The sequence below is a fragment of the Mycobacterium talmoniae genome (assembly GCF_001854525.1).
Lineage (GTDB): Bacteria > Actinomycetota > Actinomycetes > Mycobacteriales > Mycobacteriaceae > Mycobacterium > Mycobacterium talmoniae.
This window is the reverse complement of record NZ_MLQM01000037.1, coordinates 1-26,289: the sequence shown is the minus strand read 5'-3', so window position 1 is coordinate 26,289 and position 26,289 is coordinate 1. Positions and strand designations below refer to the sequence as shown.

The 26,289-nt window shown below is 68.4% G+C and carries 22 protein-coding genes; 8 read left to right on the top strand and 14 right to left on the bottom strand.

Annotation, left to right across the window (positions count from 1 at the left end; translation table 11 throughout):
• Window positions 1-76 precede the first annotated feature (76 nt).
• Window positions 77-1,057, top strand: a complete 981-nt coding sequence (locus tag BKN37_RS09590) for an alpha/beta hydrolase (RefSeq protein ID WP_071024855.1) — start codon at window positions 77-79, stop codon at window positions 1,055-1,057.
• Here the strand turns inward: BKN37_RS09590 and BKN37_RS09585 are convergent.
• The 5 genes from BKN37_RS09585 to BKN37_RS09565 all read right to left on the bottom strand — a co-directional run bounded on the left by BKN37_RS09585 (window position 1,054) and on the right by BKN37_RS09565 (window position 5,088).
• Window positions 1,054-2,181, bottom strand: coding sequence for an NAD(P)H-dependent flavin oxidoreductase (locus tag BKN37_RS09585; protein WP_071024853.1), 1,128 nt, complete (start codon window positions 2,179-2,181; stop codon window positions 1,054-1,056). The genes BKN37_RS09590 and BKN37_RS09585 overlap by 4 nt on opposite strands.
• A 39-nt stretch (window positions 2,182-2,220) precedes the next feature.
• Window positions 2,221-3,399, bottom strand: coding sequence for a glycosyltransferase (locus BKN37_RS09580; protein ID WP_071024851.1), 1,179 nt, complete (start codon window positions 3,397-3,399; stop codon window positions 2,221-2,223).
• Window positions 3,400-3,531: 132 nt separating this feature from the next.
• Window positions 3,532-4,104: a carboxymuconolactone decarboxylase family protein gene (locus BKN37_RS09575; protein ID WP_071024849.1), complete on the bottom strand. Its 573-nt coding sequence runs from the start codon at window positions 4,102-4,104 to the stop codon at window positions 3,532-3,534.
• A gap of 32 nt (window positions 4,105-4,136) precedes the next feature.
• The gene (locus BKN37_RS09570) at window positions 4,137-4,628 is read right to left on the bottom strand and encodes a hemerythrin domain-containing protein (protein WP_071024846.1); all 492 of its coding nucleotides are present in this window, start codon (window positions 4,626-4,628) and stop codon (window positions 4,137-4,139) included.
• Between the two features lie 19 nt (window positions 4,629-4,647).
• Complete coding sequence (locus BKN37_RS09565) at window positions 4,648-5,088, bottom strand: OsmC family peroxiredoxin (RefSeq protein WP_071024844.1); 441 nt, start codon at window positions 5,086-5,088, stop codon at window positions 4,648-4,650.
• A gap of 290 nt (window positions 5,089-5,378) precedes the next feature.
• On the opposite strand from BKN37_RS09565, the gene BKN37_RS09560 reads away from it, so the two are divergent.
• The 5 genes from BKN37_RS09560 to BKN37_RS09540 are packed head-to-tail and all read left to right on the top strand — an operon-like array spanning window position 5,379 to window position 12,421.
• On the top strand, window positions 5,379-8,528 hold the full coding sequence (locus BKN37_RS09560; RefSeq protein WP_083341695.1) for an MMPL/RND family transporter: 3,150 nt from the start codon (window positions 5,379-5,381) through the stop codon (window positions 8,526-8,528).
• A 36-nt stretch (window positions 8,529-8,564) separates the two neighbouring features.
• Entirely contained in the window at window positions 8,565-9,890 is a 1,326-nt protein-coding gene (locus tag BKN37_RS09555) for a glycosyltransferase (protein ID WP_083341693.1), read from the top strand.
• 10 nt (window positions 9,891-9,900) lie between these two features.
• A complete protein-coding gene (locus BKN37_RS09550) occupies window positions 9,901-10,629 on the top strand; it encodes a GAP family protein (protein WP_071024837.1) in 729 nt (242 codons plus the stop codon).
• A gap of 5 nt (window positions 10,630-10,634) precedes the next feature.
• Window positions 10,635-11,357 carry a glycosyltransferase family 2 protein gene (locus BKN37_RS09545; protein WP_071024835.1) on the top strand — a complete coding sequence of 241 codons (723 nt, stop codon included), beginning with the start codon at window positions 10,635-10,637 and terminating at the stop codon, window positions 11,355-11,357.
• Window positions 11,354-12,421 (top strand): polysaccharide pyruvyl transferase family protein, encoded by a 1,068-nt coding sequence (locus tag BKN37_RS09540; protein ID WP_242657176.1) that lies wholly within the window; start codon window positions 11,354-11,356, stop codon window positions 12,419-12,421. The genes BKN37_RS09545 and BKN37_RS09540 overlap by 4 nt, the downstream gene beginning before the upstream one ends.
• A 27-nt stretch (window positions 12,422-12,448) precedes the next feature.
• Here BKN37_RS09540 and BKN37_RS09535 read toward each other — a convergent pair whose 3' ends face one another.
• Both BKN37_RS09535 and BKN37_RS09530 read right to left on the bottom strand, forming a co-directional pair.
• Window positions 12,449-13,801 carry a PE-PPE domain-containing protein gene (locus BKN37_RS09535; RefSeq protein ID WP_165618311.1) on the bottom strand — a complete coding sequence of 451 codons (1,353 nt, stop codon included), beginning with the start codon at window positions 13,799-13,801 and terminating at the stop codon, window positions 12,449-12,451.
• Window positions 13,802-14,125: 324 nt separating this feature from the next.
• Window positions 14,126-14,758, bottom strand: a complete 633-nt coding sequence (locus tag BKN37_RS09530; RefSeq protein WP_071024871.1) for a class I SAM-dependent methyltransferase — start codon at window positions 14,756-14,758, stop codon at window positions 14,126-14,128.
• A 159-nt stretch (window positions 14,759-14,917) separates the two neighbouring features.
• Here BKN37_RS09530 and BKN37_RS09525 point away from each other — a divergent pair, with 159 nt between their 5' ends.
• Complete coding sequence (locus BKN37_RS09525; RefSeq protein ID WP_071024831.1) at window positions 14,918-15,766, top strand: phytanoyl-CoA dioxygenase family protein; 849 nt, start codon at window positions 14,918-14,920, stop codon at window positions 15,764-15,766.
• A 5-nt stretch (window positions 15,767-15,771) separates the two neighbouring features.
• Window positions 15,772-16,899: a Gfo/Idh/MocA family protein gene (locus tag BKN37_RS09520; protein WP_165618310.1), complete on the top strand. Its 1,128-nt coding sequence runs from the start codon at window positions 15,772-15,774 to the stop codon at window positions 16,897-16,899.
• Here BKN37_RS09520 and BKN37_RS09515 read toward each other — a convergent pair.
• The 7 genes from BKN37_RS09515 to BKN37_RS09485 all read right to left on the bottom strand — a co-directional run.
• Entirely contained in the window at window positions 16,880-18,607 is a 1,728-nt protein-coding gene (locus tag BKN37_RS09515; protein ID WP_071024826.1) for an AMP-binding protein, read from the bottom strand. The genes BKN37_RS09520 and BKN37_RS09515 overlap by 20 nt on opposite strands.
• A complete protein-coding gene (locus BKN37_RS09510) occupies window positions 18,604-19,179 on the bottom strand; it encodes a DUF2505 domain-containing protein (protein WP_071024824.1) in 576 nt (191 codons plus the stop codon). Before BKN37_RS09510 ends, BKN37_RS09515 begins: the two co-directional genes overlap by 4 nt.
• Before the next feature lie 8 nt (window positions 19,180-19,187).
• Window positions 19,188-20,513 (bottom strand): condensation domain-containing protein, encoded by a 1,326-nt coding sequence (locus BKN37_RS09505; protein ID WP_071024821.1) that lies wholly within the window; start codon window positions 20,511-20,513, stop codon window positions 19,188-19,190.
• Complete coding sequence (locus BKN37_RS09500) at window positions 20,513-21,910, bottom strand: hypothetical protein (protein WP_071024869.1); 1,398 nt, start codon at window positions 21,908-21,910, stop codon at window positions 20,513-20,515. Before BKN37_RS09500 ends, BKN37_RS09505 begins: the two co-directional genes overlap by 1 nt.
• A gap of 17 nt (window positions 21,911-21,927) precedes the next feature.
• Window positions 21,928-23,310, bottom strand: coding sequence for a hypothetical protein (locus tag BKN37_RS09495; protein WP_071024820.1), 1,383 nt, complete (start codon window positions 23,308-23,310; stop codon window positions 21,928-21,930).
• A 4-nt stretch (window positions 23,311-23,314) separates the two neighbouring features.
• Window positions 23,315-24,772 (bottom strand): condensation domain-containing protein, encoded by a 1,458-nt coding sequence (locus tag BKN37_RS09490; RefSeq protein WP_071024818.1) that lies wholly within the window; start codon window positions 24,770-24,772, stop codon window positions 23,315-23,317.
• 13 nt (window positions 24,773-24,785) lie between these two features.
• The coding region (locus tag BKN37_RS09485) for an SDR family NAD(P)-dependent oxidoreductase (RefSeq protein WP_131823557.1) at window positions 24,786-26,289 on the bottom strand (1,504 nt) is incomplete at its 5' end.

Genomic DNA, 26,289 nt, shown 5'->3' with positions numbered 1-26,289 from the left:
TGACTTTTTCGCGACGCCGTCGCTAGATTGCGCCACTACGCGCCCGGACCGTCGGCGCGCCATCGAAAGGGGCGAGATGGTGGTGCCGCCGCGTAAGCCGAGCCTGCGGGCCCGGATGATCTACGGCGCATCACGCCGGATCGCGCCACCGATGGTGCGCCGCATGGTGATTGGGAACGGTCGTCGACCGCTGCCGGACCGGCTGAGCCGCACCGGCCGCCGGGTCAACAGCCTTGCGCGGCTCCAACGCAGACGGCCGCTGCGCGGTGTGCGCGTCATTCGGCACAGCGCGGAACCACTCACCGAAACTGTTCGCAGGGCGGATTGCACCCAGCCGATCAGCGACGGCGTCATTCTCTACTTCCACGGCGGCGGGTTCGTCACCGGCGGCCTGGACACCCATCTGGGTGCGGTGGCCGCACTGGCTCGGCGCACCCGCCTGCCGGTCGTGCACGTCGACTACCGCCAATACCCGGTCGGCACCGTGGACGTGTCCGTCCAGGATTGCTGCCAGGCGTATCGCTGGTTGCTCGAGCAGGGCGCCAACCCGGCGAAGGTGGTGCTGGCCGGCGACTCCGCGGGAGGATTTCTGGCCTTCGCGACGGCGCTTCGGGTGCAGCAGGACGGGCTGCCCGCCCCGGCCGGGGTTGTCGGCATCTCGGCTGTGTTGGAGCTGGACAGCACCACCCGCAACACCCACGCGAACGTCGGCCGGGACGCGTTCGGGGTACCCACGGCGCTGGCGGCGATTATCGAGCACGTCTGCCCCTCCGCGGAGCTGGTGCAGTCGTTGGCGCCGATCAACGGCCGCCTGGAAACGATGCCGCCGTCGTTGCTGATCGCCGCCGACTCCGAGATCCTGTGCTGCGATGCCGAGCGGTTGCGCGACGCGCTCACCGCGGCGAACCGGCCCTGCGAACTGCGGACCTGGCCCAGTCAGCTGCACGCCTTTCCGGCGATTTTCCCGTTCCTGCCGGAAAGCAAGGAAGCCTTCGAGGCCATCACCCGGTTCGTGCAGCAGCGGCTGGCCGAGGCCGACCAGGACCTCGGCAGCTAGCCTTCCGCCAGCCCGTCGAGGCGTTCGACGGCGTCGATGAACTCCGAGACCATGTCCAGCACCACGGTGCGGGTCGGACGCACCTTGGTCAGCGAACCCACCACCTGCCCGACGAAATAGGTGGCCAAGTCCTGCGCCTGGGTGTCGGGGTGGTCGGCGGCCTGGTTGATCTGGCGCTGCGCGGTGCCGACGAGCGCGGTCTGCAGCGGCATGCCCAGCGGATCGGGGGTATCGGCCCGCGCCCACTCGTCGGTCCACGCGCTGCGCAGCATCCGGGCGGGTTTGCCGGTCAGCGACCGGGACCGCACGGTGTCCGACGAGGTGGCGGCCAGGAACTTGTCCTTGACCACCGGCAACGTCTCGGCCTCCTCGGTGGTCAGCCACACCGACCCACACCACACCCCCTCGGCGCCCAGCGCCAGCGCCGCGGCCATCTGCCGGCCACGGGCGATCCCGCCGGCGGCCAGCACCGGCACCGGCGCCACCGCATCCACGATTTCGGGGACCAGCACCATCGTCGCGACCTCGCCGGTGTGGCCGCCGGCCTCGGTGCCTTGCGCCACGATCAGGTCGACCCCGGCGGCGGCGTGCCGGATCGCATGCTCGGTGGTCCCGGCCAGCGCCGCCACCACGACATCGTGGGCGTGGGCGCGCTCAACCAGATCGTGCGGCGGCGGCCCCAGTGCGCTGGCGATCAGCCGGATGTTGTGCGCGAACGCCACGTCCAGCAGCGGCTGATACCCCTTGGGTGAGATGTTGAGCCCGGACCCGGCCGGCGGCCCGTCGGCGGGTTCGGGTGCCGCAATCCCGTAGCGGGTGAGCAGGTCGTCGAGGAAGGCGCGGTGTTCGGCGGGCAGCAGCGCGGCCACCTGCGTGTTGTCGATCCCGCCCTGGTCGGCGCCGACGTATTTGGGCGGCAGCAGCAGATCCACCCCGTACGGGCGGCCGTGGGTCTGCTCCTCGATCCAGGTCAGCTCGGCGTCCAGCCGTTCGGGGCTGTGCGCGACGGCGCCCAGGACGCCGAACCCGCCCGCGTTGGACACCGCGGCCACCACGTCGCGGCAGTGGCTGAACGCGCAGATCGGGAACTCGACGCCGAGCAGTTCGGCAACCTTGGTTCGCATGGCTGTGACGCTAGCGGGTTTCGGGACATGGCAGAACCGTTAAGCGTGAGCTGACCGCGCTGCGTCTTCCAGCAAATCGGCGGCACGGGCGACGCTTTCGGCGGGTTTCGTCACCTTGCCGGCGACTTCGCGGGCCCGACTGCCGAATTGGGGATCCAGGATCGAGGACAGATCCGCGACCAGTGTTTCCTCGGTGACGGCCGTAAAGTGCCGCCCCAATCCCACCCCTAAGTGTTCGACCGCGGCGGCCCAGATCGGCTGATCGACCCAGAGCCACTGGATCAATGCGGGAATTCCGGCTCGCATACCCGCGGCCGTGGTGCCGGCACCCCCATGGTGGACGACCGCGCGACAGGCCGGAAACACCACCGCGTGATTCACCGCGTCCACGACTTTGACGTTGTCGAAACGCGGGACGTGGCTAAAGTCACTTCCGCCAGAGCAAATCAACGCCCGCACACCTAACTGTGCGCAAGCCGCGCTGATCACCGCGACCGTCTCCGCGGGAGATGCGACCCGCACGCTGCTGCCAAAACCGAAGTAGATCGGCGGCGTTGCCTCGGCAATCCACGACAAAACTTCGTCGTCGGCAGCGGTGGGCAACTCCAGCGTCAGCGCGCCGACGAAGGGCCGTCGCCGGTTCTGCTCGGCCCATGCGGCTGCCAGCGCGGGAAACCAGAACTCGTCGTAGGCCTGGATCTCCAGGACTTGTTGCCCCGAGCGCTCCGTTGCCGGTGGCAGCCCCAGGGCGCGGCGCTGGGCGTCTTGTAGTTCGGTGACGACGCGCCAGTCGTCAGGATCCGCATCTGGCGCCGGGAAGAAACGCAGCGTGGCCAGCGGAATGCCGTAATACTCCGCGACGTTGGCGGCCAATCCTTGCGAGCTCACCTCCGTTAGGAGGAGGTCGGCCCCATCCGCGAGCGCCGTCAGTGTGGTACCCAACTGCGGCCAGACCTGGCTGACCTGTTCCATGATTTCCCCCAGCACGCTCACCGGGTTCCGGACCTGCCCGAAGTTGCGGCCAACGCCACGGTCCTGCGCCGCCCGCCAGTCCGGGCCGTAGGCGACCGCGGCAAGCCCCGCCGACTCGACAAAACCCAGCATGTTCGGCGGAAACGCCATGCGAACGTCGTGACCCCGGCGCAGCAACTCACGGCCGACCGCGGCGAAGGGCTCGACATCACCCCGACTCCCCACGCATGCCAGCGCGAATTTCATCGACCGAACCTCCCTTGCCGACAATAGGAAGCGATTCTGAAATCAACCTGACGACATCGCGCCACCGCGTGCCAGATTTCCCAGGGATCGGCCGTTACCGATGTTGGATCAACGGCCTCGTCGGCGGGACGATTACGGTGCCCGGCCGTCGGGGGGCCAACTGGCCACCCCGTCTTCCAGCGGGACGTCCAGGCTGGCCAGGATCGACGCGATCATCCGCCAGGCCGCGATCGCGGCCACCAGTTCGATCAGTTCGGGCTCGGAGCCCAACGCCCGCTGGCAGGCCGCCCACGACTCGGCGCTGACCGCGCCGTCGCGCAACACGTCGTCGGTGGCGGCCAGCACCGCGCGTTCGGTGGCGCCAAATGCGCTGTGGTTGGGCCAATCTCGCACCCCGACCAGGTCCTCGGCGGAGACTCCCAGACCCGAGGCGACCCGCCAGTGCTGGGTCCACTCGTAGTCGCAGGCGGTCAGCCAGCCGATCCGCATGATCACCAGCTCACGGAGCCGGGCGTCCAATTCGCCGTGCCACAACATGGTGGCCAGCAGGTCGTTGACGGTCCGCGCCAACAGCGGATGGTTCAGTAGCACCTGAAAGATGTTGAGCTCGGCCATGTAGTCGGGCACACCGGCTTCGTCGGCGGCGGCTTTGGCCTCGGGCAGCGGCAACTTGGGGATGCGGGGGCCCACCGCGGCGTGCGACATACTCGCACCGTAGGAACGTCCCGACAGGTGTGTCAATCAGACGGCTGCGACAGCCCTGCGGCCCGCTGGCACACCCACCCGTCCGGGGTGCGCCCGGTGTCGACGAAGCGGAGCAACTCGGCGGCGGTGTGGGCCGGCAACGCGGTGGCGGCCTGCGGGTAGATGATCGGCTCTTCCTTGGCGTTGTGCTGATCGAGTTGCGCCAGCAGCCGACGGCAGGTCTCCCGCAGCCCCGCCGTGTCGGATCCGACGGTGAGCAGCTCGGTCAGCGCATCCATCGTCTGCCACAGGTCGCCGTGCTCACGCAGCATCACGAAGATCGGCATCACCAGGCCGGCCTCCCGCACCGGCGGGAACACAAACACCTCTTCGATATAGATGTGGCGGCGCAGCGCCGCCAGCGCCGCCGTCAGCGGTTCGGGCTGCACGGTGCCGGCATCCAGCTTCTGCAGGAAAACCTCGATGGCACCGTCGATGTCACGGTGCTCGCGTTCCAAGACGGCCGACACGGTCTCCTCGGGCATGGCGGTCCCCCCGATCGCTTCAGTCGAGCTGGGCGTCGACGGTGATCTTGGCGCCGGCGAACAGCCGCGACACCGGGCACAGCGCCGCCGCCTCGTCGACCACCGCGGCGAAGCGGTCGGCGTCCAGGCCCGCCACCTGGGCACGGACCCGCAGCCGCGACGTGGTGATGGTCGGCGCGCCGTCGACCTCGTCGAGGGTGACGGTGGCCGCCACATCGAGCCGCTGCGGCGGCGTGTGGTTCTCGCCGAGCTTCAACGACAGGGCCATCGCGAAGCACGAGGAATGCGCCGCGGCGGCCAGTTCCTCCGGGCTGGTCTTGCCGCCCGGTTGTTCGGTGCGGGCCGCCCAGGTCACCTGCAGGCCGTCCAGGGCTCCGCTGCTCCCCTCACGCAGCGTGCCCGTGCCCGAGGCCAATGGCCCTTCCCAGGTGGTCTGGGCGGTCCGCTCCGCAATGCTCATCCGAATCGACTCCTTTGTCGCGGCTCAACCGATCGTTGCATTTATACAATAAGCACTTGGGCAAACCCTAGACCATGGTCGCGGGCGTTGACCAGAGCGGGGCCACCCGCGGGTGTGGGCCGACGAAACTCGGGTGAACTATTGCGATGAAGCCCCGGTGAACCTCCCTGAGACTGGACCGGACCAGTAGGCTCCTAACGGTGTCACGGCTGAGCCGCCTCACCGACCGGGTCCGAGGAATCGACGTATTCCAACGGCTCGGCGATCTCGTGGTGCGGTGGCCGTGGTGGGTGATCGGGTTCTGGATCGTGCTCGCGGGCAGCTTGCCGTTGGCGTTTCCGTCCCTGCTGGAGCTGTCCCAGAAGAGCCCGTCGGCGTTGCTACCGGCCGACGCCCCGGGCGCGGTCAGCGCCCAGCAGATGAACGAGGCGTTTCACGAGTCGAGCACCGGAAACATGCTGTTGGTGGTGCTCACCGACGACAAGGGCCTCACCGACGCCGACGAAGGCACCTACCGCGCCCTGGTCGACAAACTCCGTCAGGACACCCAGGACGTCATCAGGCTGCAGGATTTCATCAGCACCCCGCCGCTGCGCCAGGTGATGACCAGCGAAGACCACCAGGCCTGGCTGCTACCGGTGGAGTTGACCGGCGAGTTGGGCTCACCGCAGTCCTATGCCTCGACCGCCCGCGTCATCGGCATCGTGAAAGATACCGTCGCCGGGTCCTCGCTGAGCGCCAACGTGACCGGCCCGGCGGCCACCCTGCGCGATATCACCGATGTCGGCGAAAAAGATCGGCACATCATCGAGCTCGCCACGGTGGTCATGCTGTTCACCATTTTGCTGATCATCTATCGCAACCCGCTCACCATGCTGCTGCCGCTGATCACCATCGGGGTGTCGCTGGCCACCGCACAAGGCGTGGTGGCCGGGTTCGGGACGCTGGGCCTGAGCATTTCCCCGCAGACGATCGTGTTTCTCACCGCGATGATGGCCGGCGCCGGGACGGATTACGCCGTCTTTCTGATCAGCCGCTATCACGACTACCGAAGGCAGGGAGCCGACGCGGGCGACGCGGTGAAGTGCGCGCTGAACTCCATCGGCAAAGTCATCGCCGCATCCGCGGCCACCGTGGCCATCACCTTCCTCGGGATGGTCTTCACCAAGCTGACGGTGTTTTCCTCGATCGGTTTGGCCTTGGCGATCGCCATCTTCATCGGCTTCCTCGCGGCGGTCACCTTCCTGCCGGCGGTTCTCGTGCTGGCCGGGCGGCGCGGCTGGGTCGCGCCCCGACGCGACCTGACCAGCCGGGTCTGGCGGCGCTCCGGCATCCGGATCGTGCGACGCCCCAAAACCCATCTGGTCGCGAGCCTGCTCGTGCTGCTCGCCCTGGCCAGCTCCGCCAGCCTGGTGCGCTTCAACTACGACGACCGCAAGGCGCTGCCGCAATCGGTGGAGAGCACCCAGGGCTACGACATCATCGGCCGCCACTTCCCGGTGAACTCGAGCATCCCCGAATACCTGCTGGTGTCCTCCCCGCACGATTTGCGGACCCCGAAGGCGCTGGCCGACCTCGAGCAGATGGCACATCGGGTCAGCCAACTGCCCAATATCGAAGCCGTCCGGGGCATCACCCGGCCCACCGGCGAATCACTCGAGCAGGCCCGGCTGTCGTTTCAGGCCGGCGAGGTCGGCGGCAAGCTCAACGACGCATCCACCCAGATCGCCAACCGCTCGGGCGATATGGACATGCTGGCCAAGGGTTCCGGAATGATTGCCGACGTGCTCGGCTCCCTCAACGGCCAAGTCGGTCAGGCCATCGGCACCGTCAGCGGGCTGGTCGATGCCCTGACCTACATGCAGAACGCGTTCGGCGGGGAGAAGACCCTCAAGGAGCTCGACCAGGCCGCCAAGTTGGTGACCGCGATGCGCGCACTCGGCGACAGCCTCGGCGTGAATCTCACCGACGCCAAGAACAGCTTCGCCTGGGCCGATCCGGTGCTGACCTCACTCAACGCCAGCCCGACCTGCAACATGGACTCGGCGTGCAGCAACGCGCGCAGCCAGTTGCAGCAGCTGGTTACCGCGCGCAACGACGGCACCTTCGACAAGGTCTCCGAGCTGGCTCGGCAGCTGCAAGCCACCCAGGGCGCGCAAACCCTCGAGGCCACCGCCAGTGACCTGCGGCGCGCGTTCAGCATCGCCAACAATGCGCTGCAGGCGGCGGGGCTGGGCGGGGGCGCGAACATCCCCGCCGAACTGGCCACCATGCGGCAAAACGCGGACAAGCTGGCCGAGGCCAGCCGGCAGGTCGCCGACGGCGTGCAGCTGTTGGTCGACGAGAGCAAGAAGGCCGGCGCCGGGCTCGGTGACGCCTCGTCGTTTCTGTTGGGCATGAAAAACGATGCGACCACGCCGTCGATGTCCGGCTTCTACATCCCGGCGCAGTTTCTAACCGGTGATGACTTCAAGAAAGCCGCGGCGATCTTCATCTCGCCGGATGGGCACACCGTGCGGTACCTGGTGCAAACCAAGCTCAACCCGTTCAGCACCGCGGCCATGGACCAGGTCAACGCCATCATCGATACCGCCCGTGGTGCCCAACCCAACACCGCGCTGGCCGATGCATCGATCTCGATGACGGGATATTCGGTGGGCCTGCGCGACACCCGCGACTACTACAACGGCGACATCAGATTCATCGTCGTGGTGACGATCATGGTCGTGCTGCTGATCCTGATCGTGCTGCTGCGCGCACTTGTGGCGCCGCTGTATCTGATTGTTTCGGTGGTGGTTTCGTATCTATCCGCGCTGGGGATCGGCGTTCTGGTATTCGAATACCTATTCCACCAGGAACTTCATTGGAGCCTTCCCGGCTTGACGTTCATCATCTTGGTCGCGGTAGGGGCGGACTACAACCTGTTGCTCATCTCCCGGATCCGGGACGAATCGGCCCGTGGCGTCCGTACCGGCGTCATCCGCACCGTCGGTGCGACGGGCGGCGTGATCACCGCGGCCGGCCTGATTTTCGCCGCGTCCATGTTCGGCATGCTGTTCGCCAGCATCAGCACGTTGGTTCAGGCCGGATTCATCATCGGGATGGGGATTCTGCTGGACACCTTCCTGGTGCGCACGCTGACGGTGCCGGCCATCGCCGCGCTGATTGGCCGGGCAAACTGGTGGCCGTCACGGCTGCGCGCCGAGGCGCCGGCCGCCGCCGAGCGCACCCAGCACCAGCCCGCTGGGGATAGGACGCAGGACGAGCCGGTCACCGACGGCACGCTAGAAGAGCCGGTGGCGGAGAGGAAACACGAAGAGCCGGAAGAGACAACACCCGCACCGCACGAGGAAGCGCGACCAGATCCAACTCCGCTGCGCAAACGCGTCCGAGTGCCGCGCCGCGACTACGCGGCCGCGGCGTTATGGGCGGCGCCCTAGGCGGACCGAAACGGGCACCAAGGGGGTGGTTAGCCGATGAAATTCGCTGTGGCAGTACACGGAACGCGTGGTGACGTCGAGCCCTGCGCCGCGGTCGCGATGGAACTGCGCGGCCGGGGGCACGACGTGCGGCTGGCCGTTCCGCCTAATCTTGTTTCCTTTGTCGAGAAGGCCGGCCTTGCTCCGGTCGTTCCCTATGGGGTGGATTCGCAGCAGCAACTGGACGCGGACATCTTCCGCAAGTACTGGAAGATCCAGAATCCGGTCACCGCGCTGCGGGAGCTTCGGGAGTACATGACCCAGGGCTGGGCAGAGATGAGCGCCGCGTTGCAGTCGCTCGCCGACGGCTCGGATCTGATCCTGACCGGCACCACCTATCAGGAGGCCGCCGCCAACGTCGCCGAGTACCACGGTATTCCGCTGGCGGCGCTGCACTACTTCCCGGCCCGCGCCAGCGGCCGCGCGCTGCCCCTCCCGCTGCCGCCCTGGCTGATCCGATCCGGGATGGCGGCGGCCGAATGGGTGTATTGGCGCATCCTGAAGGAGGCCGAGGATGCGCAACGGCGCGAGTTGGGTCTACCCAAGGCAACGGTCAGCTGCGTGCGCCGCATCGCCGAGAGCGGCACCGTGGAGATGCAAGCCTACGATGAGCTGTTCTTTCCCGGACTCGCCCAAGAATGGCGGGGTCGGCGCCCCTTTGTTGGTTCCATATCGATGGAGCTGGCGACCGACAGCGACGAGGAGGTGGCGTCCTGGATTGCCGCCTCCGATCCGCCGATCTATTTCGGTTTCGGCAGCATGCCGGTCCAATCCCCCGCCCAGACCGTCGCGATGATCACCGAGGTCTGCGCCGAATTGGGTGAGCGTGCGCTGATCTGTTCCGGAAGCTGCGATTTCGACGACATCCCGCAGGCCAACCACGTCAAACTCGTGGGCGCGGTCAATCACGCCGCGGTGTTCCCGCGCTGCCGCGCCGTCGTGCACCACGGCGGCGCGGGAACCACCGCCGCCGGCGTCCGGGCCGGAGTCCCCACCGTGATCCTGTGGATCGGCGCCGACCAACCGGTGTGGGCGGCCAGCGTCAAGCGCCTGGAGGTCGGCGTCTCCCAGCGTCTTTCCTGCACCAGTCGAGAATCGCTGGTGGCGGCGCTGCGGACGGTGCTCACACCGCACTACGTCCGGCGCGCGCGGGAGGTCGCCGCTGCGATGACAAAACCCGCCCGCAGCGTGTCGACGGCCGCCGACCTCCTTGAAGAAACCGTCCGGAACCCCGCACCGCCGCGCACCGACTGTACTGTTGCGCCACGGGTGGGGGTGGGCCGAGTCGCACGTTGGGCAGCGAGATCCGCTGCAGGAAGGTAGGGTTTGCGCGATGTGGGCCACCGTCCTGGTGCTGGCGCTGGTGGGAGCGACCGACCCGGTGCGCATGGGCGTCGTCCTGCTGTTGCTGTCCCGGCCGCGGCCCATGCGCAACCTGCTGACCTACTGGTTGGGCGCGATGACCATCGGTGTTGCGACCGCGCTGGTCCTGCTGCTGGGGATGCGTGATCTGTTGCCGACGATGATGCAAAACCTGGCCGCCATGGCCGCGAAACCCGCTGCGCGGCACCTCCAACTCGCGGTCGGGCTACTGCTGCTGCCGGTCGCGGTGTCCATCGCGGTGGGATTCTCGGCGCGTCGCCGGGCGCCGGTCGCCGCGCTGAGCGGCGACACGCCGGCGCCGGCGGAGCGGCCACCGGGCCCGATAGCGCGGGCGCAGAACTTCGTGCGCCGCGCACTGCAGGACGGCTCGGCGTGGGTGTCGTTTGTGGTCGGCCTGGGCTCGGGGCCGCCGCCCGCCGAGTGTTTGGCCGCATTCGCCGTCATTTTGGCCTCGGGGACCGCGATGCGCACCCAAGTCAGTGCGGGGATCACCTACATCGTGGTGATGCTCGCCGTCTTCGAGGTCACCTTGATCAGCTACGTGGCGGCGCCGGACAAGACCTGCGCGGTCGTGCTGCGGGTGCACAACTGGCTGCGGGGCCACCGTCGGCAGATTTTCGCGTGTGTGATCGCCACCCTGGGGGTCGGTCTCGTGTCAAGCGGCTTGGGCGCCGTCTAGGCAGCATGGTCCCACCGACAATCGACGACTATTTGCGCTTCTCCATCGTCATCCCCGCGCACAACGAGGAAGAGTATCTCGGCGACACCCTGGCGCATATCGCCCGGCTTTCCTACCCAACGGATCGCTACGAAGCCATTGTGGTTGAGAATGGCTCGTCCGACCGGACGCTCGACGTCGCGCAACGTTTCGCGGGCGGAAACATCCGGGTCTACCACAGCGACCGGTCCGGTGTGTCCGCGGCCAAGAACTTCGGCATCGACCGCGTCTCCCCCGAAACCAACTGGGTGATCTTCCTGGACGCCGACACCGTCCTCAAACCGCCTTTTCTACTCGAACTCAACAGCCTGCTCCGGGGATCGGGCGCGTCGCTGTCCGTGGGCACCACCAAGGTGTTGCCGCTAGACACCAGGCGCTATGCCCGCGCCTGGTTCGCCTACTACAACCTTGCGCACCGATTCGGCGGCTCGTACGCCATCCAGGTCGTCAGGCGTTCACTGTTCCCGCAACTGCGGTTCGACGAAAACCTCACCATGGGTGAAGATCTGCTCCTCATCCGGCAGGCACGGCGATCCGGAAAATTCTTCTACCTTCCGACCAAGGCCGTCTACACCTCGACGCGTCGCTTCGACACGGTGGGATACTGGTCGCTGTTCTTTCACTGGTCATTCGTCGCGGTGTTACCGCGGCGGCAGCAGAAAAAGTTCGGCTACGAGGCCATCCGGTGAGGCGGTCACGCATCCGGAGCCAGGAGCCCGGTGGGTCGGCGCCGTGGGTCGGCTACCTGGGATGGCACGGCAGGGGCAACATCGGCGACGATGCGATCTATGACGCGGTCCGGTCGCAGCTTCCGGGCGCCGCGTTCGTCGACTTGCCGTGTTTCCCACATGAGCGGATCTGGTCTCCCGCACGAGGTTTGCATCGGTCGCTGGCGGCGGGCACCCAGGTGGTGGGCGGCGGCACCATCGTCGGCCGGCGCAGTTGGCGGCGCGCGATCAAGCGTGGCTCGGCACTCACGAACAACACCGCGGGGTACGCGATCGGTGTCGGCGTGGAAGATCCGGTCTTCCAGGGCCGCCGCAGCGGCTCCGCCGGAGACGAGCTGAGGCGCTGGCCGGCAATACTTTCCGAGTTCCACACGGTGTCGGTGCGCGGCCCCCGCAGCGCGGAACTGCTGTCCGATGTCGGGTTGACCGTGGAGGTGGCCGGAGATCCGGCCCTGCTGCTGCCGCAACCCGACGTCGCCCCGGAAGAGGGCCTCATCGGGGTGAACCTGGGCTTCGGTGATGATCTTTGGGGCCACGATCCCAACGGGCTCGCCGACGAGATCTCGCGCGCGGTGAAACATCTGTCGTCGCAGGGGTATCGGTTTGTCGGGATCCTGATGAATCCCAAAGATCGACGGTGGACCGAGGTCGCTCTGGACGGACTCGCGGCCGATATTGTCCTTCCCGGCGACGCCCGCGCCGCGGCGGCGGAGCTCGCTCGGTGCTCGGTGGCGGTGGTCAGCCGGCTGCACGCGGGGATTCTGGCATCGCTGTCGGCCACCCCGACCATTGCCTTGGAGTACCAGCCGAAATGCCGAGACTTCGCGCTGTCCATCGACAATGCCGGGTTGTTGATCCGCACCGACCAGCTGACCAGTACCGCGGTAATCGACCGGGTCGGTGACGCCCTCGCCGGCGGGGCCGCCCTCAGAAGCGCCACCGGGGCCGCCGTGGACCGGCTGCGCAACCGGTTGCAGACCGAATACGGCGCGCTGGCCGGCCAATTGGGTCTGGCGCGCCCGTGAGCTAGCCGCCTGGGACTCCCGGAGGGATCAGAACGGGATCAGCGTGCTGAGATCTGCGACGACGGATTGCACCGCGTCGGTGATGACGGTGGATTCGACCGACTCCAACAGGGTCAACAACGCGATGTCCGCGGCGATGGGATCACCGAACGCGCTCACCAGCCCCATCGGGTCGCCGGCGATGAGTTCTTGCAGCCCGTCCACGAAGAGGCTGACGTCGTAGGCCGGGATGGTGGTGATCAGCGCGTTGAGCACATCCGCGGTGGGCAGTAACGCGGCATACCCGTCGCTGGCCGCACTCGACAGGGCGTTGACGATGTCGGTGAGCGACGGCAGGTCGGCCGGGGAAAGCGCGCCGGTCGACAGGGCCGCCAGTGGTTCGGTCAGATCCGCCAGGGACAGCGACGACGACGAGCTAGACAGGTCGGCCATGAAGTCGTGGACACCCTGCTGGGCCCCGGATGCCAGCGCTTGCAGTACCTCGAGGGGATTGATGTTGGTGGGGAACAGCCCGAACCCGGTGGGCACATTGGCCGGGCCGGGGTCCCAACCGTTGTCGATGCTGCCGTAGCCCAGGTTGACCAGCACCCGCAAATCCGGTTGGAGCAAGTCGGCCAGCGGGTTTCCCACCACGGGGACCGACCGCAGCGGATCGAGCAGCGGCAGGTTCTCGGTGGGGATAATCCAGTAGTTGGTCGACCCCACTCCGGTCAGATCGGCCGATCCGGGCAGCTCGATGGCCTGCGCAAGCTGGTCGGGGGTGAGTTGGGTGTAGTCGAAGTGCGCGTTGTAGCTGCCCGCGAACGCGTTCAGATCGGCCAGGATGTTGAGCGGGTAGCGCGGGAAGTCCGCCCAGCCGTCGTATTCGGTGGTGTAGATGTCGGTTGGGTAGATGGTGTCCGCCGGGGTCGGAGCACTGAACGTCAGGCCCAGGCTCGGGAACGACAGGCCCGCGAAACGCTCGAAGATCCCGCCGTCGGGATTGTTGGGATCACCGATCAGCACGAACGACAGCTGTTGCCCGGGGTCCAGCGTGGGCGGGTTTTGGGCGAGCTGCTCCATTTCCAGGGAGGTGATCGTGGCGCTCTGCGAGTAGCCGAACACCACCAGGTTGTTTCCGTCGGCGAGTTGCCCGCGGATGGTGTCGTCGAGGCTGGACAGGCCTTGGGCCACCGAGGTGTCGAACGGCAGCTGCTTGACCCCGGTGAAGGGATAAAACTGCTCGGGCGTGAACAGGGCCTGGGTGGTGTAGTTGCCGACCACGTTGGGGGCGATGAAATTGCCATAGACGGTGTCCATGTAGCTCTGTGTGGGCAACGGCATGCCGCTGCCGCCCATGATCAGCGCCTCGTCGGAGAGCAGCTGCGCTAGCGACCGCACCGTTCGCACCCCGCACGGCAGTTCCGACGACAGTGTCGACGCCCCCGCGAGCAGGACCGATCCGGCGACCGCCAACACCGCAACACTCGACGAACGAGACCTGCGGCCTGTCACTGCGCCCACGTCAAGCTTCCTGGTCCGGTCTTGCTTGTCCCCAACGTGGACGCCGATCCTCGGGCCGCCACGTCGCACGCTCATGTCGCGCCCTCGGCGCGCACGCGACACCTTACCGCGCGGGGTCGTGGTTTGTCTGCAGTTGCTCGGACTTAGCCAGCGTCCCTTGGCTATTGGGCTTGGGACGCGCCCGCCACCCCGCTGTGGCGATCAGGCGGGTGCGCCGGGTTGGGAAAAAACGAACAACCGCTGGTTTTCCCAACTCTCCTGCCGCACCAGGGCAAATCCGCGTTCACCGAACAGCGAGCGAAGGTCTGCTTCCCGGTAGTGGTTCATCCAGCCCGCCTTGAGCCGCTTCACGGTCTCCAGCCAGGCGCGCGGCGAGTGGCCGTTCGTGTCCGCGCAGGCGTAGGACAGCACGCACACCTGAACGTGGCTGGCCAACCAGTCGAGCACCGACGGCACGTCGCGCAGGTATTCCAGCACCCCCATGATGACCGCGACGTCATACCCGTCGACGCCCAGGTCCGGCAGCGGTCGCCGATTGAGGTCACACACGATCGTGCCTGGCCCGCGATCGACGAGGTCGGACGGCGTGTAGGTGCACGAGGAATCGAGGTAGCGCTCCAGGATTCGGTTGCCGGCCCCGAACTCGATGACGCGGCTGCGCGCCGGCACCAGCGCGGCGGCCTTGCGGGTCCGAGGCTCCCATGACGGGTGCAGGCTGCGGGGGTCGCCCCAGTGTTTGCGGTCCGTCTTGTGGAAAAGCGCGTGCAGGCTGCGGGGGTCCGCCAGCTGCCGGCGATCGGCCTTCTGCAGCAGGGTCGTCGCAGCCCTCAACATGGCCACGACAATACCTGCAGCACCGCGACGTGGGGGGCTTCCCGGCGAGCTGCCCAACGTCTCGGTGAACAGCCGCCCGGTGCTGGCGGACCCCGTGACGCCGGCCGCGTACTGATCTATTGTGTTGCTCGACGGCGATAACGGACGGTTGGACGGAACATGACGCAAGGTCGTACCCTGCGGCAAGCGCTTGTCCAGGAAGGGATCGCCGATCTCACCGGGCTGTGGCCCGTTGCGCAGGTCGAGGCCTGGAATCAGCGGATTGACCCGTTATTCGCGGCGACCGAGGATCAGGCCCGCTCCTACGTTGGCGCCGACCAACTCGTTGAGACCGGAATCTTCCAGGACGTGTTCAGTGAACCGGTTCGTCGGCTCATCGCCGGTATCGAGCCGTCCGCCCTGCTCTACCACTGCCATTGCTATGAAATCGCCGCGGCCCAACACAAGCCGCACATCCACCAGAACTGGCTGCACGGCTGGCACCGGGACCGCGAAACCCTTCGGGGTTTCTCACCGGCCGCCCCAAAATTTGTCAGCATATTCATTCTGTTGTCACCCGTCGGCGACGACGACGGCCCCTTCGAGTTCACGCCGCGCTCCCCCCACCAGGGTCTGCGATCCGGCGATCAGATCGTGCGGTTGGTAGGCCCTGTTGGCACAGCGGCGATTTGGAACCGCTCCTACTACCACCGGGCCGCCCCGAACCGGGGACCGCGGCGCCGCAGAATTCTGAAGATCTCGTTCCAGCCAGCCGAGTTGGCGAACGATCGGATTGGCCTCGACGAATTTCGGGCGGCCCGGTCACGGCTCGACGATCCACGCTTGCAGGCCCTGGTGGACCAACGCCGGGTGGGAACCACCGATCCGCTGGCCGAGGAGCGCCAGGCCGTTACGGCTCGGATACCGCCGTGTACGCACCGAAACGACCTCACGGGTGCCGCCAGCGCGTACGGACGGCTGCAGGCGGTCGGCCATAAACTGCTGAGCTCGGCGCTGGCGGGGTCCTGACCTCGGTGAGTTCGCCGGATCGCGGCGAGCCGACCGGGGTACCCCGCCGACGGCGAGCGCTGGTCATCGGGTCCGGTTATCGAGCCAGAAACGCGTTTTTGCCTGCGCTGCAGTGCCTGAACGCGAATGTCGAGGTGGCCGGTGTCTACTCGCGCAATGCTGGTCATGCCCGCCGGGCCGCCGAGCAGTTCGGCGTTGCCGCCATCGAGGATCTGCGCGCCCTGCGGCCGGGCGACGTCGACCTGGTCCTGGTGTCGGTGACGGCCACCAGCAATCTGGAAGTCCTGCGCGCCGTGTCGCATCTTGCCCCGGAGGCCGAACTGGTGATGGACACCCCGGCCGTGGGTCGGGTCGCCGATCTTCGGCATCTCGGCCTGTACCAGCGGTGGCGGGCGGTTCGGGTGGCCGAAGACTTCATGAACCTGCCGCAGTTCCGGTTGATCGGCGGCGTCATCGGCTCCGGGGCCCTCGGTGACGTCGTCCGGGTGCGGCTGACCAAGATGGGGTTCCGATACCACGCCTTGGCGTTGTTGCGGGCGTGGCTGGGCTTGCCTTTGGTGCGCTCGACCCACCTGCGCCGGGTGCGTCCGGGCGCGGTCGACATCGTGTATCGCTTTCCCGACGGGACGACCGGGGAAGTCCTGGAGCCGTACACCCGGGCCGATGGCGCGGTGCAGATTGTCGGGACCCGCGCATCCCTCAGCGGGCACATGATGGGGCATGAGAACCGGTACCGCGCAACGCCGGCCGGCCGCGACGGGGTGCTGGAGCGGCTGGAGGACACCAGCGGACTGTGCGGTTTTCAGATCTCCGGGCTGGGGACGACGATCACGACCGGCGTTCCGTTTCTGGCGCGGTTGCGGGCGATGGGCCTCGACGACGACAGCGAGTTCAACCTGCTCCGGGTGGACGGGCTGTGCCGGGTGATTTCTTCGCTGTGGTCACCGGATCCGGTGAACCGCCGGTATCGGATTCAGGACGCGATGGCCGACGCCGCGGTCAGTCAACTGGCGCGCGGGCTGCCGTGGTGGCCGATCCCGCAGTTCCGCGGACGCAACCCGGTGGACCTGATCGAGCTGCTGGTCAACCCCGGTGCACGCGCCATGAAGCCCGCTATCCGTCCACCCGGCTGAATTGGCCGTCGCGGTACAGCTCAACGCAGGCCGCCCGCCGGATCTTGCCGCTGGTGGTGATCGGGATCGACCCGGGCCCGACCAGCACGACGTCGGCGGCGCTCAGCCCGTGCGACGTCGAGATCGCCGACACGACATCGTTTTTCACCCGCTCCAGCCGCTGGGCCCACTCGTCGTCGGAGTCGGACCGCTTCTTGATCTCGACGATCACCACCAACGTCTCGGTGTCCCCGTCCGGAACCGCGATGGCCGCGACGCGGCCTTTGGAGATCGGCTGGACGGTGGCCTCGATGTCGTCGGGGTAATGGTTGCGGCCGCGCACGATCAGCACGTCTTTGATCCGGCCGATGATGAACAGCTCATCCTCGGAGATGAAGCCCAGATCCCCGGTTCGCAACCACCGTCCGTCGGGAGCCTCGGGCAGCTGTCCGCCGAACGTCTGCTCGGTCTCGGCCGGCTTGTGCCAATAGCCGGCGCTGATGTTGTCGCCCAACGCCCAGATCTCACCGACGATGCCCGCCGGGCACTCGGTGCCGGTCTCGGGGTCCACGATCCGCACCGCCGGCGAGTGCGGGGTGCCGTAGCTCACCAAGGGGGTGCCGTCGTCGGCGGCGCACCGCTTCGCGTGCCCGGCCGACAGTTTCTCGGGTTCGAAGTGCACCACTTTCGGCGGGCGACCCGAGCCGCCGGTCGCCACGTACAGCGTCGCTTCCGCCAGCCCGTACGACGGGCGGATCACCTCCTCGCGGAGGTTGAATTTCGCGAACCGCTGAGCGAAGCGGCGCAATGTGGAGACCTGGACCCGCTCGGCGCCGCTGTAGATGGCCAGCACATCGCCGAGGTCAAGCTCGGCCATGTCGTCGTCCGAGGTTCGGCCGGCCGCCAAGTCGAACGCGAAGTTCGGCGCGGCCGTCATCACCCGAGGGTGCCGTGCCACCGCCTGCATCCACCGCGCGGGGCGCTGCAGGAACGACACCGGGCTCATGATCACGGTGCGCCAACCGCCCAGGATCGGACCGCACACGCCCAGCATCAACCCCATGTCGTGATAGAACGGCAGCCACGACACCACCGTGGTATCCGGCGGCGCGACCTTGCCGTACTCCGGGAAGAAGTCGCACATCATCTGCCGAAAGTTGGCCGTCAGGTTCGCATTCGAGATCATCACCCCGGCCGGCGTCCGGGTCGACCCGGACGTGTATTGCAGGTACGCCGTGGCCGGTGGGGCCTCCCGCTTGCCGGTCGTGCGCCGCCGGGTGTCCAAGTCCAGCGAGTCCACCGCGATGACCGCGGGCGCCGGTCCGTCCTCGGCGGGCACGGCGTAGTCGGCGACCACGCCGGCGGCCGACGACGTGGTGAGCAGCACCGTCGGCGACGCGTCGCGCAGCACCGCGCTCACCCGCTCATCGGTGGCACCGCCCATCGGCACCGACAACGGAACCGCGATCAGCCCGGCCTGCAACGATCCGAGGAACGCCACCACGTACTCGAGCCCCTGGGGCGCCACAATGACGGCCCGGTCCCCCGACGCGGCGTGTCCCCGCAGCTCGTCGGCGAGGCTGAGCACCCAGCGATACAGCTGCGCCCAGGTCAAGGTCTGGGCAACACCGTCCCAGTCGTGGTCGTAATCGATGTAGGTGAACGCGTCGTCGTCGGGCTGCAGGCTGGCACGCTCGCGCAGCACGCCGGTGAGCGAAGTGTCGGTCATGGGGCGGTACCTTCCTGTCGGCGGCCGGTGCTCGGCCGCCCGGCCGAGCCTGGGACCGCTGCGCGCGAACCACTCTGGGCGATCCACTCGGTGGTGAAGCGCTGGGCGGCCAGAATCCCGTCCGGGAGTTGGCCGCCGATGAACCGCTCGACGGTCCCTCCCAGCAACGGGACCCTGACCTCCACCGTAGCGGTGCAGGTCAGCTGGGACCCGGTGTTCGCTGGGACCAGCTCAACCAGGCCCAGCCCGGACAGCGGCGCGCCGCGCAGCACAAAACCGATCTCGCCGTGGACCCGGCCGTTTGCACCGCGACGCCACGTCTCGGTGTGCCGTATCTGCAGGGCACCGTGGTGCAGCTGGGTGACCATCCGGGGCAGCCGGTCGCGCAGCGGTGTCAACGTCATGACCACCCGCACGGTGTCGTCGGCATCCACCGTCAACGTGTCCAGCGTTGCCGGGCCGCTGTCGTTGACCGCCAGCCTGGCCCGCCAGTACGCCTCGCTGCTGAACGCGGAGTGGAATTGCTCGACGCTGGCCGGGGATTCGGCGCTCAGATCTATGGAACGGGGCATGGTAGGTCCTAGTCGATGATCCCGGTCAGGTCAAAGTCGGTCAGCGTCTTCGCCACCAGGTCACGCAAATCGCTGCTCAGGTTGTCCGTGCCGGGTTCGTAGCCGCGCACCGCGATGAACAATTTGCCGCCGATCCGTCCCGACGTGAGGTGCAGCTCTCCGTATTTGAGCTCGGGGCTGCGTCGGGTGAGGTTTTGCGCCACCAGTCGCACCGAGAAATAGTCGGCCGCGGTGCCGTCCACGCACGCCGTGGCGGGGTCGAGATCACCGAGATTCGAGCACCCGACCGGCAATGCGGCCGCGCCCACGGTGTCGGCCGGCAATCGTTTGACGATCGCCTTGGGCGTCAACGGGATCAGCGGCAGGGCGCCTTCCTGCTCGGCGAAGTTACCCAGCCCCAGCGCCAGCGCCTCTTTGATGCGGCGCCGGACTTCCCGCAGGTCCGTCGTGACCGCGGCGGGGTCGACGACCACATCGATGGATTTCAGCGCGTTGGCGCGGGTGTCGTTGTCGGCGCGGTCGTTGACCGGGTAGGTCAACGTCACCCACCCGTCGTCGGCACGCACCCGGCCGCTGCGTTGGGCGAGTTTCGCCGCGAACCCGGCGAACAGCGAGTTACTGGTGCCGCCGAGGGCTTGCGCCCGCGCGTCCCAGTCGGCGACATCGAGGTAGACCGTCGCGGTGGGCACCGCCACCGGCGTGTCCCGGTCACCCGGCGCGGGCGGCCGCCGCGCACCCGGACCACCGGCACTGCGCCGGGCCAGCCTGGCCCCGACGACCACGGCGCGAGCGGCCTCGGGCAGCCCCCGGATCAGGACGCCGGCGTCCTCGAGCACCGCGCGCCGGCGCGGGCGCGCGCCCGGCAGCGGGTAGCCGAGATTGTGCGTGGTGCCGCGGACCGCGTCGGCGATCGCCCGACACAGCCCGACGCCGTCGATGACGGTGTGCGACGCCACCAGGCTCACCGCGGCCCGATCGTCGGCCAGCGGCAGGACACCCAGATGCCAGCACGGCCCGCGCTGCGGATCGATGGGGACGTTCGCACGCTCGTCGGCCCACTCGGCGACCGCGGCGCGGCTGCGCGCCGGCGCGGCGACGTCGATGACGGGCCGGTGAGGCCACGCGACCCAGCGGTGCCGGCCGAGCGGCAGCGGTGAGCATTCCACCCGCCGTCCCAGCAGCCCGTGGGCGAGGTTGTCCCGGACGCGGCCCAACCCGTCGAGGTCGACCGCGCGCCCATAGAGCCAGGTGGCTTGCACACCGTGCACGTGGCCGCTGGCCTGCACCCACAGCAACGAGCCCTGGTCGATAAACGCCAGCGTGTTATCGACCACTACAGCACCGTCCCGGTCAGGTCGAACTCCGCTAACGTCTGCGCCGCCAACTCCCGCAACCACGACTTGGAGTTCGCCGAACCGGGCTGGTAGGCAACAATATTGATGCCGATCCTGGCGCCGACGCGACTAGAAACCAGCACCAGCTGGCCGCGGCCGTCGGCCAGCTGCTGGCGGGTGACGTTTTGGTCCACGCCCCGCTGGAACACGTACTCGGCGTCGGTGCCGTCGATGCGGGCGATCTCCGGGGGAAGCTCGCCGACGTTGGAGCAGGTCACCGGCAGGTCCGCGGCGCCGATGAACACGTCGGCCAGCAGTTTCATCGCCCGCCTCGGGACGAACGGAATCAACGGCAGGATCTGCAGCGACTCGTCGGGCACCTCCCGGACCGCCTTAATGGCGTCCCGGACCGCGGCCCGCACACCCGAGAGGTCCTCGGTCACCGTTGTCGGATCGACGTTGGCGTTGCCGATCGCCATCGCGTGCGCCCGGGTGTCGCCGAGGCCGCGGTCACTGACGGCGATCAGCAGCGCCACCGCGCCGTCGTCGGCGCGGCGGCGCCCCATCCGCTCGCCAAGCTTGGCGGCGAACCCGGCCAGCAACGAGTACGTCGTTCCGCCCCGCGACGCCGCGCAGGAATCCCAGCTCTCGGTATCGACGAACAGCGTGACCACCGGGACCACCACGTGGTCGCCGCCGTCGGCGGCCCGGGGTGCGGCGGGCCGTGCCGCCCCGCCCGATCGCGCCAGGTCGTGGCGTCGCCGAAACACCAGTTTGGCCGTGACGGCCAGGGTGCGGGCCAGCTCGGGCACCGCCCGCACCGTCTGCGCGGCATCGGTCAGCAGCGCCCGCCCCCGGGTGCGGGAGCGCGGCGGCGGGTAGCCCAGATCGCGGGTGGTGCCGTTGATCGCGTCCAGGGTGGACAGCAGGGCGCCGATGCCGTCGCCGAGGCAGTGTGAGCCCACCAGGCTGACGGCCGTGGCACCGTCGGTGAACCGCTGAACCGCCATATGCCAGCCGGGCCCGCGTTCCGGGTCGATGGGCAGCTGGGCCCGTTCGTCGATCCAATCGCTGAGATCGGCGCGGGGACGGGAGCTTTCGGCGATGTCGAGCGGGGCCGGCGGCGCGGGCGGTGACACCCACCGATGCCGGCCGAACGGCAGCGGGGACCGCTCGATCAGCCGCCCGTACAGGCCGTGACCGAAATCGCGGTGAAACCGCCGCAGCCCGTCCAGGTCCACCGGGTGCTCATAGATCCACACCCCCTGGATGACCTGCCCGCGGCCGGTGGCGCGCTGGGCCGAAAACGACGCCTGGTCGAAGTACGCGAGCCGATTGTCCAGCCGCACCTCACGTTTCGACGTGCCGCGGCGCAGCGGTGCCAGCAGCTCGATCAACACCGGTCCACCCCCGCCTAGACCACCGCGCCGGCCAGGTCGAACTCCGCCAGCGTGGCCACCGCCAGCTCCCGCAGCCAGGCCTTCGAGTTCGGCGCCTCGGGTTGGTAGGCAACGACGTCGACGGAGATTTTCCCGCCGACCCGCCCCGACACCACGGTCAGCAGTCCCCGCCGGTGCTCCAGGGCGCGGCGCGTCACATGCCGGTCCACCCCGCGCAGGATGACGTGGTCGGCGTCGGTGCCGTCCAGGCGACCGATCACCGGGTCCAGGTCGCCGACGTTGGAACACGACACCGGCAGGTCGGCGAAGCCGAACATCACGTTGGCGCCGCGCTTGACCGCCCGCTTCGGGACGAACGGAATCAGCGGCAGCAGCTGCAGCGATTCGTCGGGGCTCTCCCGCATCGTCGTGATGGCGTCCCGGATCGCGGCCCGCACCCCGGACAGATCGGTCGTCACCGGCGTCGGGTCGACGGTCAAGCTGCCCAGCGAGACCGCGTTGGCCCGGGTGTCGCCCGGGCCGCGGTCGCTGATCGGCAGCAGCAGGGCGACGGCGCCGTCCGCGGCCCGTCGCCGACCCATCCGCTCGGCGAGCTTCGCGGCGAACCCGGCGACCAGCGAGTACGTCGTTCCGCCAAGGGCTTCCGCGCGGGCGTCCCAATCCGCGGTGTCGACAAAGACCGCGACCGCCGGCAACACGACACCGCGATCGTCGCCGCCGCCGGTGGGCTGCGATGGCCCCGAGCGGGCGAAGTCGTGGCGGCGCCGGAGAGCCTGTTTCGCGGCGGCGACCAGCGTGCGGGCCACCTCGGGCAACCCCCGTGCGGTGTCGACGGCGTCGGCGGCCACCGCGCGCAGCCGGGTGCGGGACCGCGGCGGCGGGTAGCCCAGATCGCGGGTGGCACCGTTGATCCCGTCGGCGATGGTCAGCAGGGCACCGCCGCCGTCGGCCAGGCAGTGCGACAGCACCAGGCTGACCGCCGTGGAGCCGTCGGTGAACGACTGGGCCCCCAGATGCCAGCCCGGCCCCCATTCCGGGTCCAGCGGCAGCTGCGCGCGCTCATCGATCCAATCACTGAGTTCGGCACGCGGACGGGCGTTTCCGCCGGTGTCGAACGGCGCCGGCGCAGGCGACGACACCCACCGATGCCGGCCGAACGGCAGCGGCGACCGCTCGATCAGCCGCCCGTACAGGCCGTGACCGAAGTCGCGGTGAAACCGCCGCACCGCCGCCATCTGCACCGGGTGCTCATAGACCCAGGCCACCTGCATCACCGACTCCTGGCCGGTGGCGCGAAGCCCCAGGAACATGGCCTGGTCGGTGAACGAGAGCCGATTATCTTGCGCCGCACCGTCGCCGGCCCGGGCCCGCGAGGGCGCACGCAACTCGATCCACATGACCTCAGGCTTTCGACGACACGAGTCCACCGGCACGGAGCGCGGCGCAGGGTTCGGCGGCTGGCGCCTCTCCCCCGCCGTCGGCGACGCGCAGGTATACGGCTTTCATGGCGTCGATGTAGCGCAGTACCGATTCCTCGGCGATCGGGTTGTCCGGGAACGCCATCGTCACCGTGGTGCCGTTGCCAAATCGGTTCACCCACATACCGACTTGATGCGCGGCACCGAGGTCGCTGTAGACCCGGCCGTTGAGCCCCTGCCACTCCGAGATGATGGCCGGCGACAGCGGCGGCAGCCCCGCGTCCAGGTAGGACAGCATGGGCACCCCGGGCTGGGATTTCCGCAGCCCCGCGTCCGCGCCGGCCAATTCCAACACGCGATCGAATGGCACATGGGCCGCGCCGACCAGCGAATCAAACGAGGTCTGCGCGGCGCGGGCGGTGTCCCGGAACGTCTCGCCCACCGGAACCGTGATGGGTACCACGCCGGTGAACCATCCGGTGGTCATGAATTCCGTGGACGTCTTGCGGGTCGTCGTCGGGGTGATCACGTAGTAGGTTTCGATCCCGGTCAGCTGATGCTCCGCGAGCGCCGCACACGCGAAGACCCCGGCACTGAACCGGAGCCCGCCGGCCATACACGCGGATTCGAAGCGCAGCGTCTGGGGTTCGTCCATCAACTCGACGGTGAGCATCGCACCGGGGCACGGTATCGAGGGGTCCCCGAGGGGCAGCGGGAACTGCGGCAGGGTGCCGTCGTTGTTTTCGGCGAACTCGATCCAGCTGCGCACCTCCGGCGACTCCAAGGTCAGCGCCGACACCTGCTGGTGCTGACGGACGCAGTAGTCGTGGTAGCTGCCGGCATCGGGCAACGGGATGGGCGCTCCGCCGCTGACCAGCACGGCGTACATCATGTGAATCTCCACGAAGACCCCCGCCATAAACATCGCGTCGGCGTGCAGGTGATCGACGCTCACGTAGACGGTGAAATGATCCGCGCGCTGAATGACGCCAAACGAGAAGCAATTCCACTGCAGCGGATCGGGGGTCGCCAAGACCCGGTCGCGCCACTCCGCCGAGGTGACCTCGCCATGTTTGGTCGGAACCAATTTGATATCGCGGGGATTGCTCATCGTCCGTCGAACGACTTCGCCGGTGTCTTTGTACTCGAACCAGCTGTGGTAGGTGTCGTGGCGGCGCAGATAGGCATTGATGACGTGGGTCATGGCCCGGATATCGCACCGCCCGGCGATGTTCCAGGCCGGGATGTTCAGCCGCGCCATCTCGGCGCCCTGGGCCCGGTAGTCGCAGTAGGCGCGCAGGTGCTGAGCTTGCTGATAGCTGGCCGGCACCGGACTTACCGGGGCGTTGCGCACCTCCGCCAGCGTCGCCGGCGACGGATCCCAGGTGACCAGTTCGCCCGGGGCGTCCACCCAGTCATGGATCGCTTCCCAGATAACCATCGGTGTCCCCTACTCAGTTGGTGGCGGGTGCGTCTTCGGCGGCGAGCGCGTCACACAAGCCCTCGGCCAACGCCCGCACCGTGGTGATGTCCATGGCGGCGATCCGTACCCCGGTTTCGGCCTCGATCCGGGTACGGACCTCGAGGTTGCCCAGGGAGTCCAGGCCGTATTCGGACAGCGGGCGGTCCGGGTCGATGGCGCGGCGCAGGATCAGTCCGATCTGGTCGGACACCAGCCTGCGCAGCCGACCGGGCCACTCCGGGCGCGGAAGCCCGCGCAGCTCGGTGAGGAATTCACTGGCGCCGGAACGGTTTTGGCCCATCGACCGGAAGGCTTCGGCGAACCGGCTGGTCTGTGCGAACGTGGTGAGCCACGGGGTGCCGGCGACCGGCGCGTAGCCGGTGACGGCCCGGTCGTGGCGCAGCAGCGCGTCGAACGCGTAGGCGCCGTCCTCCGGGGCGATGGCCATCCCGGTGTGCTGCGCCATGCCCTGGCCGCGGCCGATCTCGGCCCAGGCGCCCCACGCGATGGCGTGCGCCGGCCGGCCCTGGGCCCGACGCCAGTGGGTGAACGCGTCCAGCCAGCTGTTCGCGGCGGCGTAGGCGCCCTGTCCGGGCGAGCCCACCAGGGCCGCCGCCGACGAGAACGAGCAAAACCAATCCAGCGGCTGGTCCGTGGTCGCCCGGTGCAGTTGCCAGGCTCCGTAAACCTTGGGCGCCCAGTCGCGCTGAATGAGGTCATCGTCGATGTTGGCCAGCGTGGCGTCGTCGACCACCGCCGCGCAGTGCAATACGCCGCGCACCGGAAGGCCGGACGCCGTCGCGGCCGCCACCATCCGCTCCGCCGCGCCCGGCTCGGTGATATCGCCGCATTCCACCTCGATCTGGGTGCCCCGCTGGCGGATCCGGTCGATCACCTGCTGCGCCTGGCCGCTGGGTGACGAGCGGCCGTTGAGGATGATGCGGCCGCAGCCGGCGGCGGCCATCTTCTCGGCGAGGTACAAACCCAAACCGCCCAGGCCGCCGGTGATGACATACGCGCCGTCGCCGCGGAACACCGCCGCCTGATCGGGGGGCACCACGGCCCGGGTGTGCCCGGTATGCGGGACGTCGAGCACCAGCTTGCCGGTGTGTTCGGCCGCACCCATCACCCGGATCGCCGTCGCCGCGTCCTGCAGCGCGTAATGGGTGACCTCCGGCATCGGCAGGACGCCGTCGGCGATCTGGCCGTACACCGTGTCCAGCAGGCGGCGCAGGGTGTCCGGGTCGGTGAGGGTCAGCAACGCCAGGTCGACGGCGTAGAACGCCAAGTTGCGGCGGAACGGGAAGAGCCCCATCTTGGTGTCGCCGTAGATGTCGCGCTTACCGATTTCCACGAACCGCCCACCGAAGGACAGCAATTCCAGTCCCGCGCGCTGCGCGGCGCCGGGCAGCGAGTTGAACACGATGTCGACCCCGTACCCGTCGGTGTCCCGGCGGATCAGCTCGGCGAACTCGGTGCTCCTCGAGTCGTACACG

Coding starts and splice junctions, on each gene's coding strand:
- BKN37_RS09515 (WP_071024826.1), bottom strand. CDS start 18,607: ATGACCGACACTTCGCTCACCGGCGTGCTGCGCGAGCGTGCCAGCCTG.
- BKN37_RS09585 (WP_071024853.1), bottom strand. CDS start 2,181: ATGCGAACCAAGGTTGCCGAACTGCTCGGCGTCGAGTTCCCGATCTGC.
- BKN37_RS09495 (WP_071024820.1), bottom strand. CDS start 23,310: ATGTGGATCGAGTTGCGTGCGCCCTCGCGGGCCCGGGCCGGCGACGGT.
- BKN37_RS09530 (WP_071024871.1), bottom strand. CDS start 14,758: ATGTTGAGGGCTGCGACGACCCTGCTGCAGAAGGCCGATCGCCGGCAG.
- BKN37_RS09575 (WP_071024849.1), bottom strand. CDS start 4,104: ATGTCGCACGCCGCGGTGGGCCCCCGCATCCCCAAGTTGCCGCTGCCC.
- BKN37_RS09570 (WP_071024846.1), bottom strand. CDS start 4,628: ATGCCCGAGGAGACCGTGTCGGCCGTCTTGGAACGCGAGCACCGTGAC.
- BKN37_RS09545 (WP_071024835.1), top strand. CDS start 10,635: ATGGTCCCACCGACAATCGACGACTATTTGCGCTTCTCCATCGTCATC.
- BKN37_RS09580 (WP_071024851.1), bottom strand. CDS start 3,399: ATGAAATTCGCGCTGGCATGCGTGGGGAGTCGGGGTGATGTCGAGCCC.
- BKN37_RS09550 (WP_071024837.1), top strand. CDS start 9,901: ATGTGGGCCACCGTCCTGGTGCTGGCGCTGGTGGGAGCGACCGACCCG.
- BKN37_RS09555 (WP_083341693.1), top strand. CDS start 8,565: ATGAAATTCGCTGTGGCAGTACACGGAACGCGTGGTGACGTCGAGCCC.
- BKN37_RS09590 (WP_071024855.1), top strand. CDS start 77: ATGGTGGTGCCGCCGCGTAAGCCGAGCCTGCGGGCCCGGATGATCTAC.
- BKN37_RS09525 (WP_071024831.1), top strand. CDS start 14,918: ATGACGCAAGGTCGTACCCTGCGGCAAGCGCTTGTCCAGGAAGGGATC.
- BKN37_RS09565 (WP_071024844.1), bottom strand. CDS start 5,088: ATGAGCATTGCGGAGCGGACCGCCCAGACCACCTGGGAAGGGCCATTG.
- BKN37_RS09510 (WP_071024824.1), bottom strand. CDS start 19,179: ATGCCCCGTTCCATAGATCTGAGCGCCGAATCCCCGGCCAGCGTCGAG.
- BKN37_RS09490 (WP_071024818.1), bottom strand. CDS start 24,772: ATGGTTATCTGGGAAGCGATCCATGACTGGGTGGACGCCCCGGGCGAA.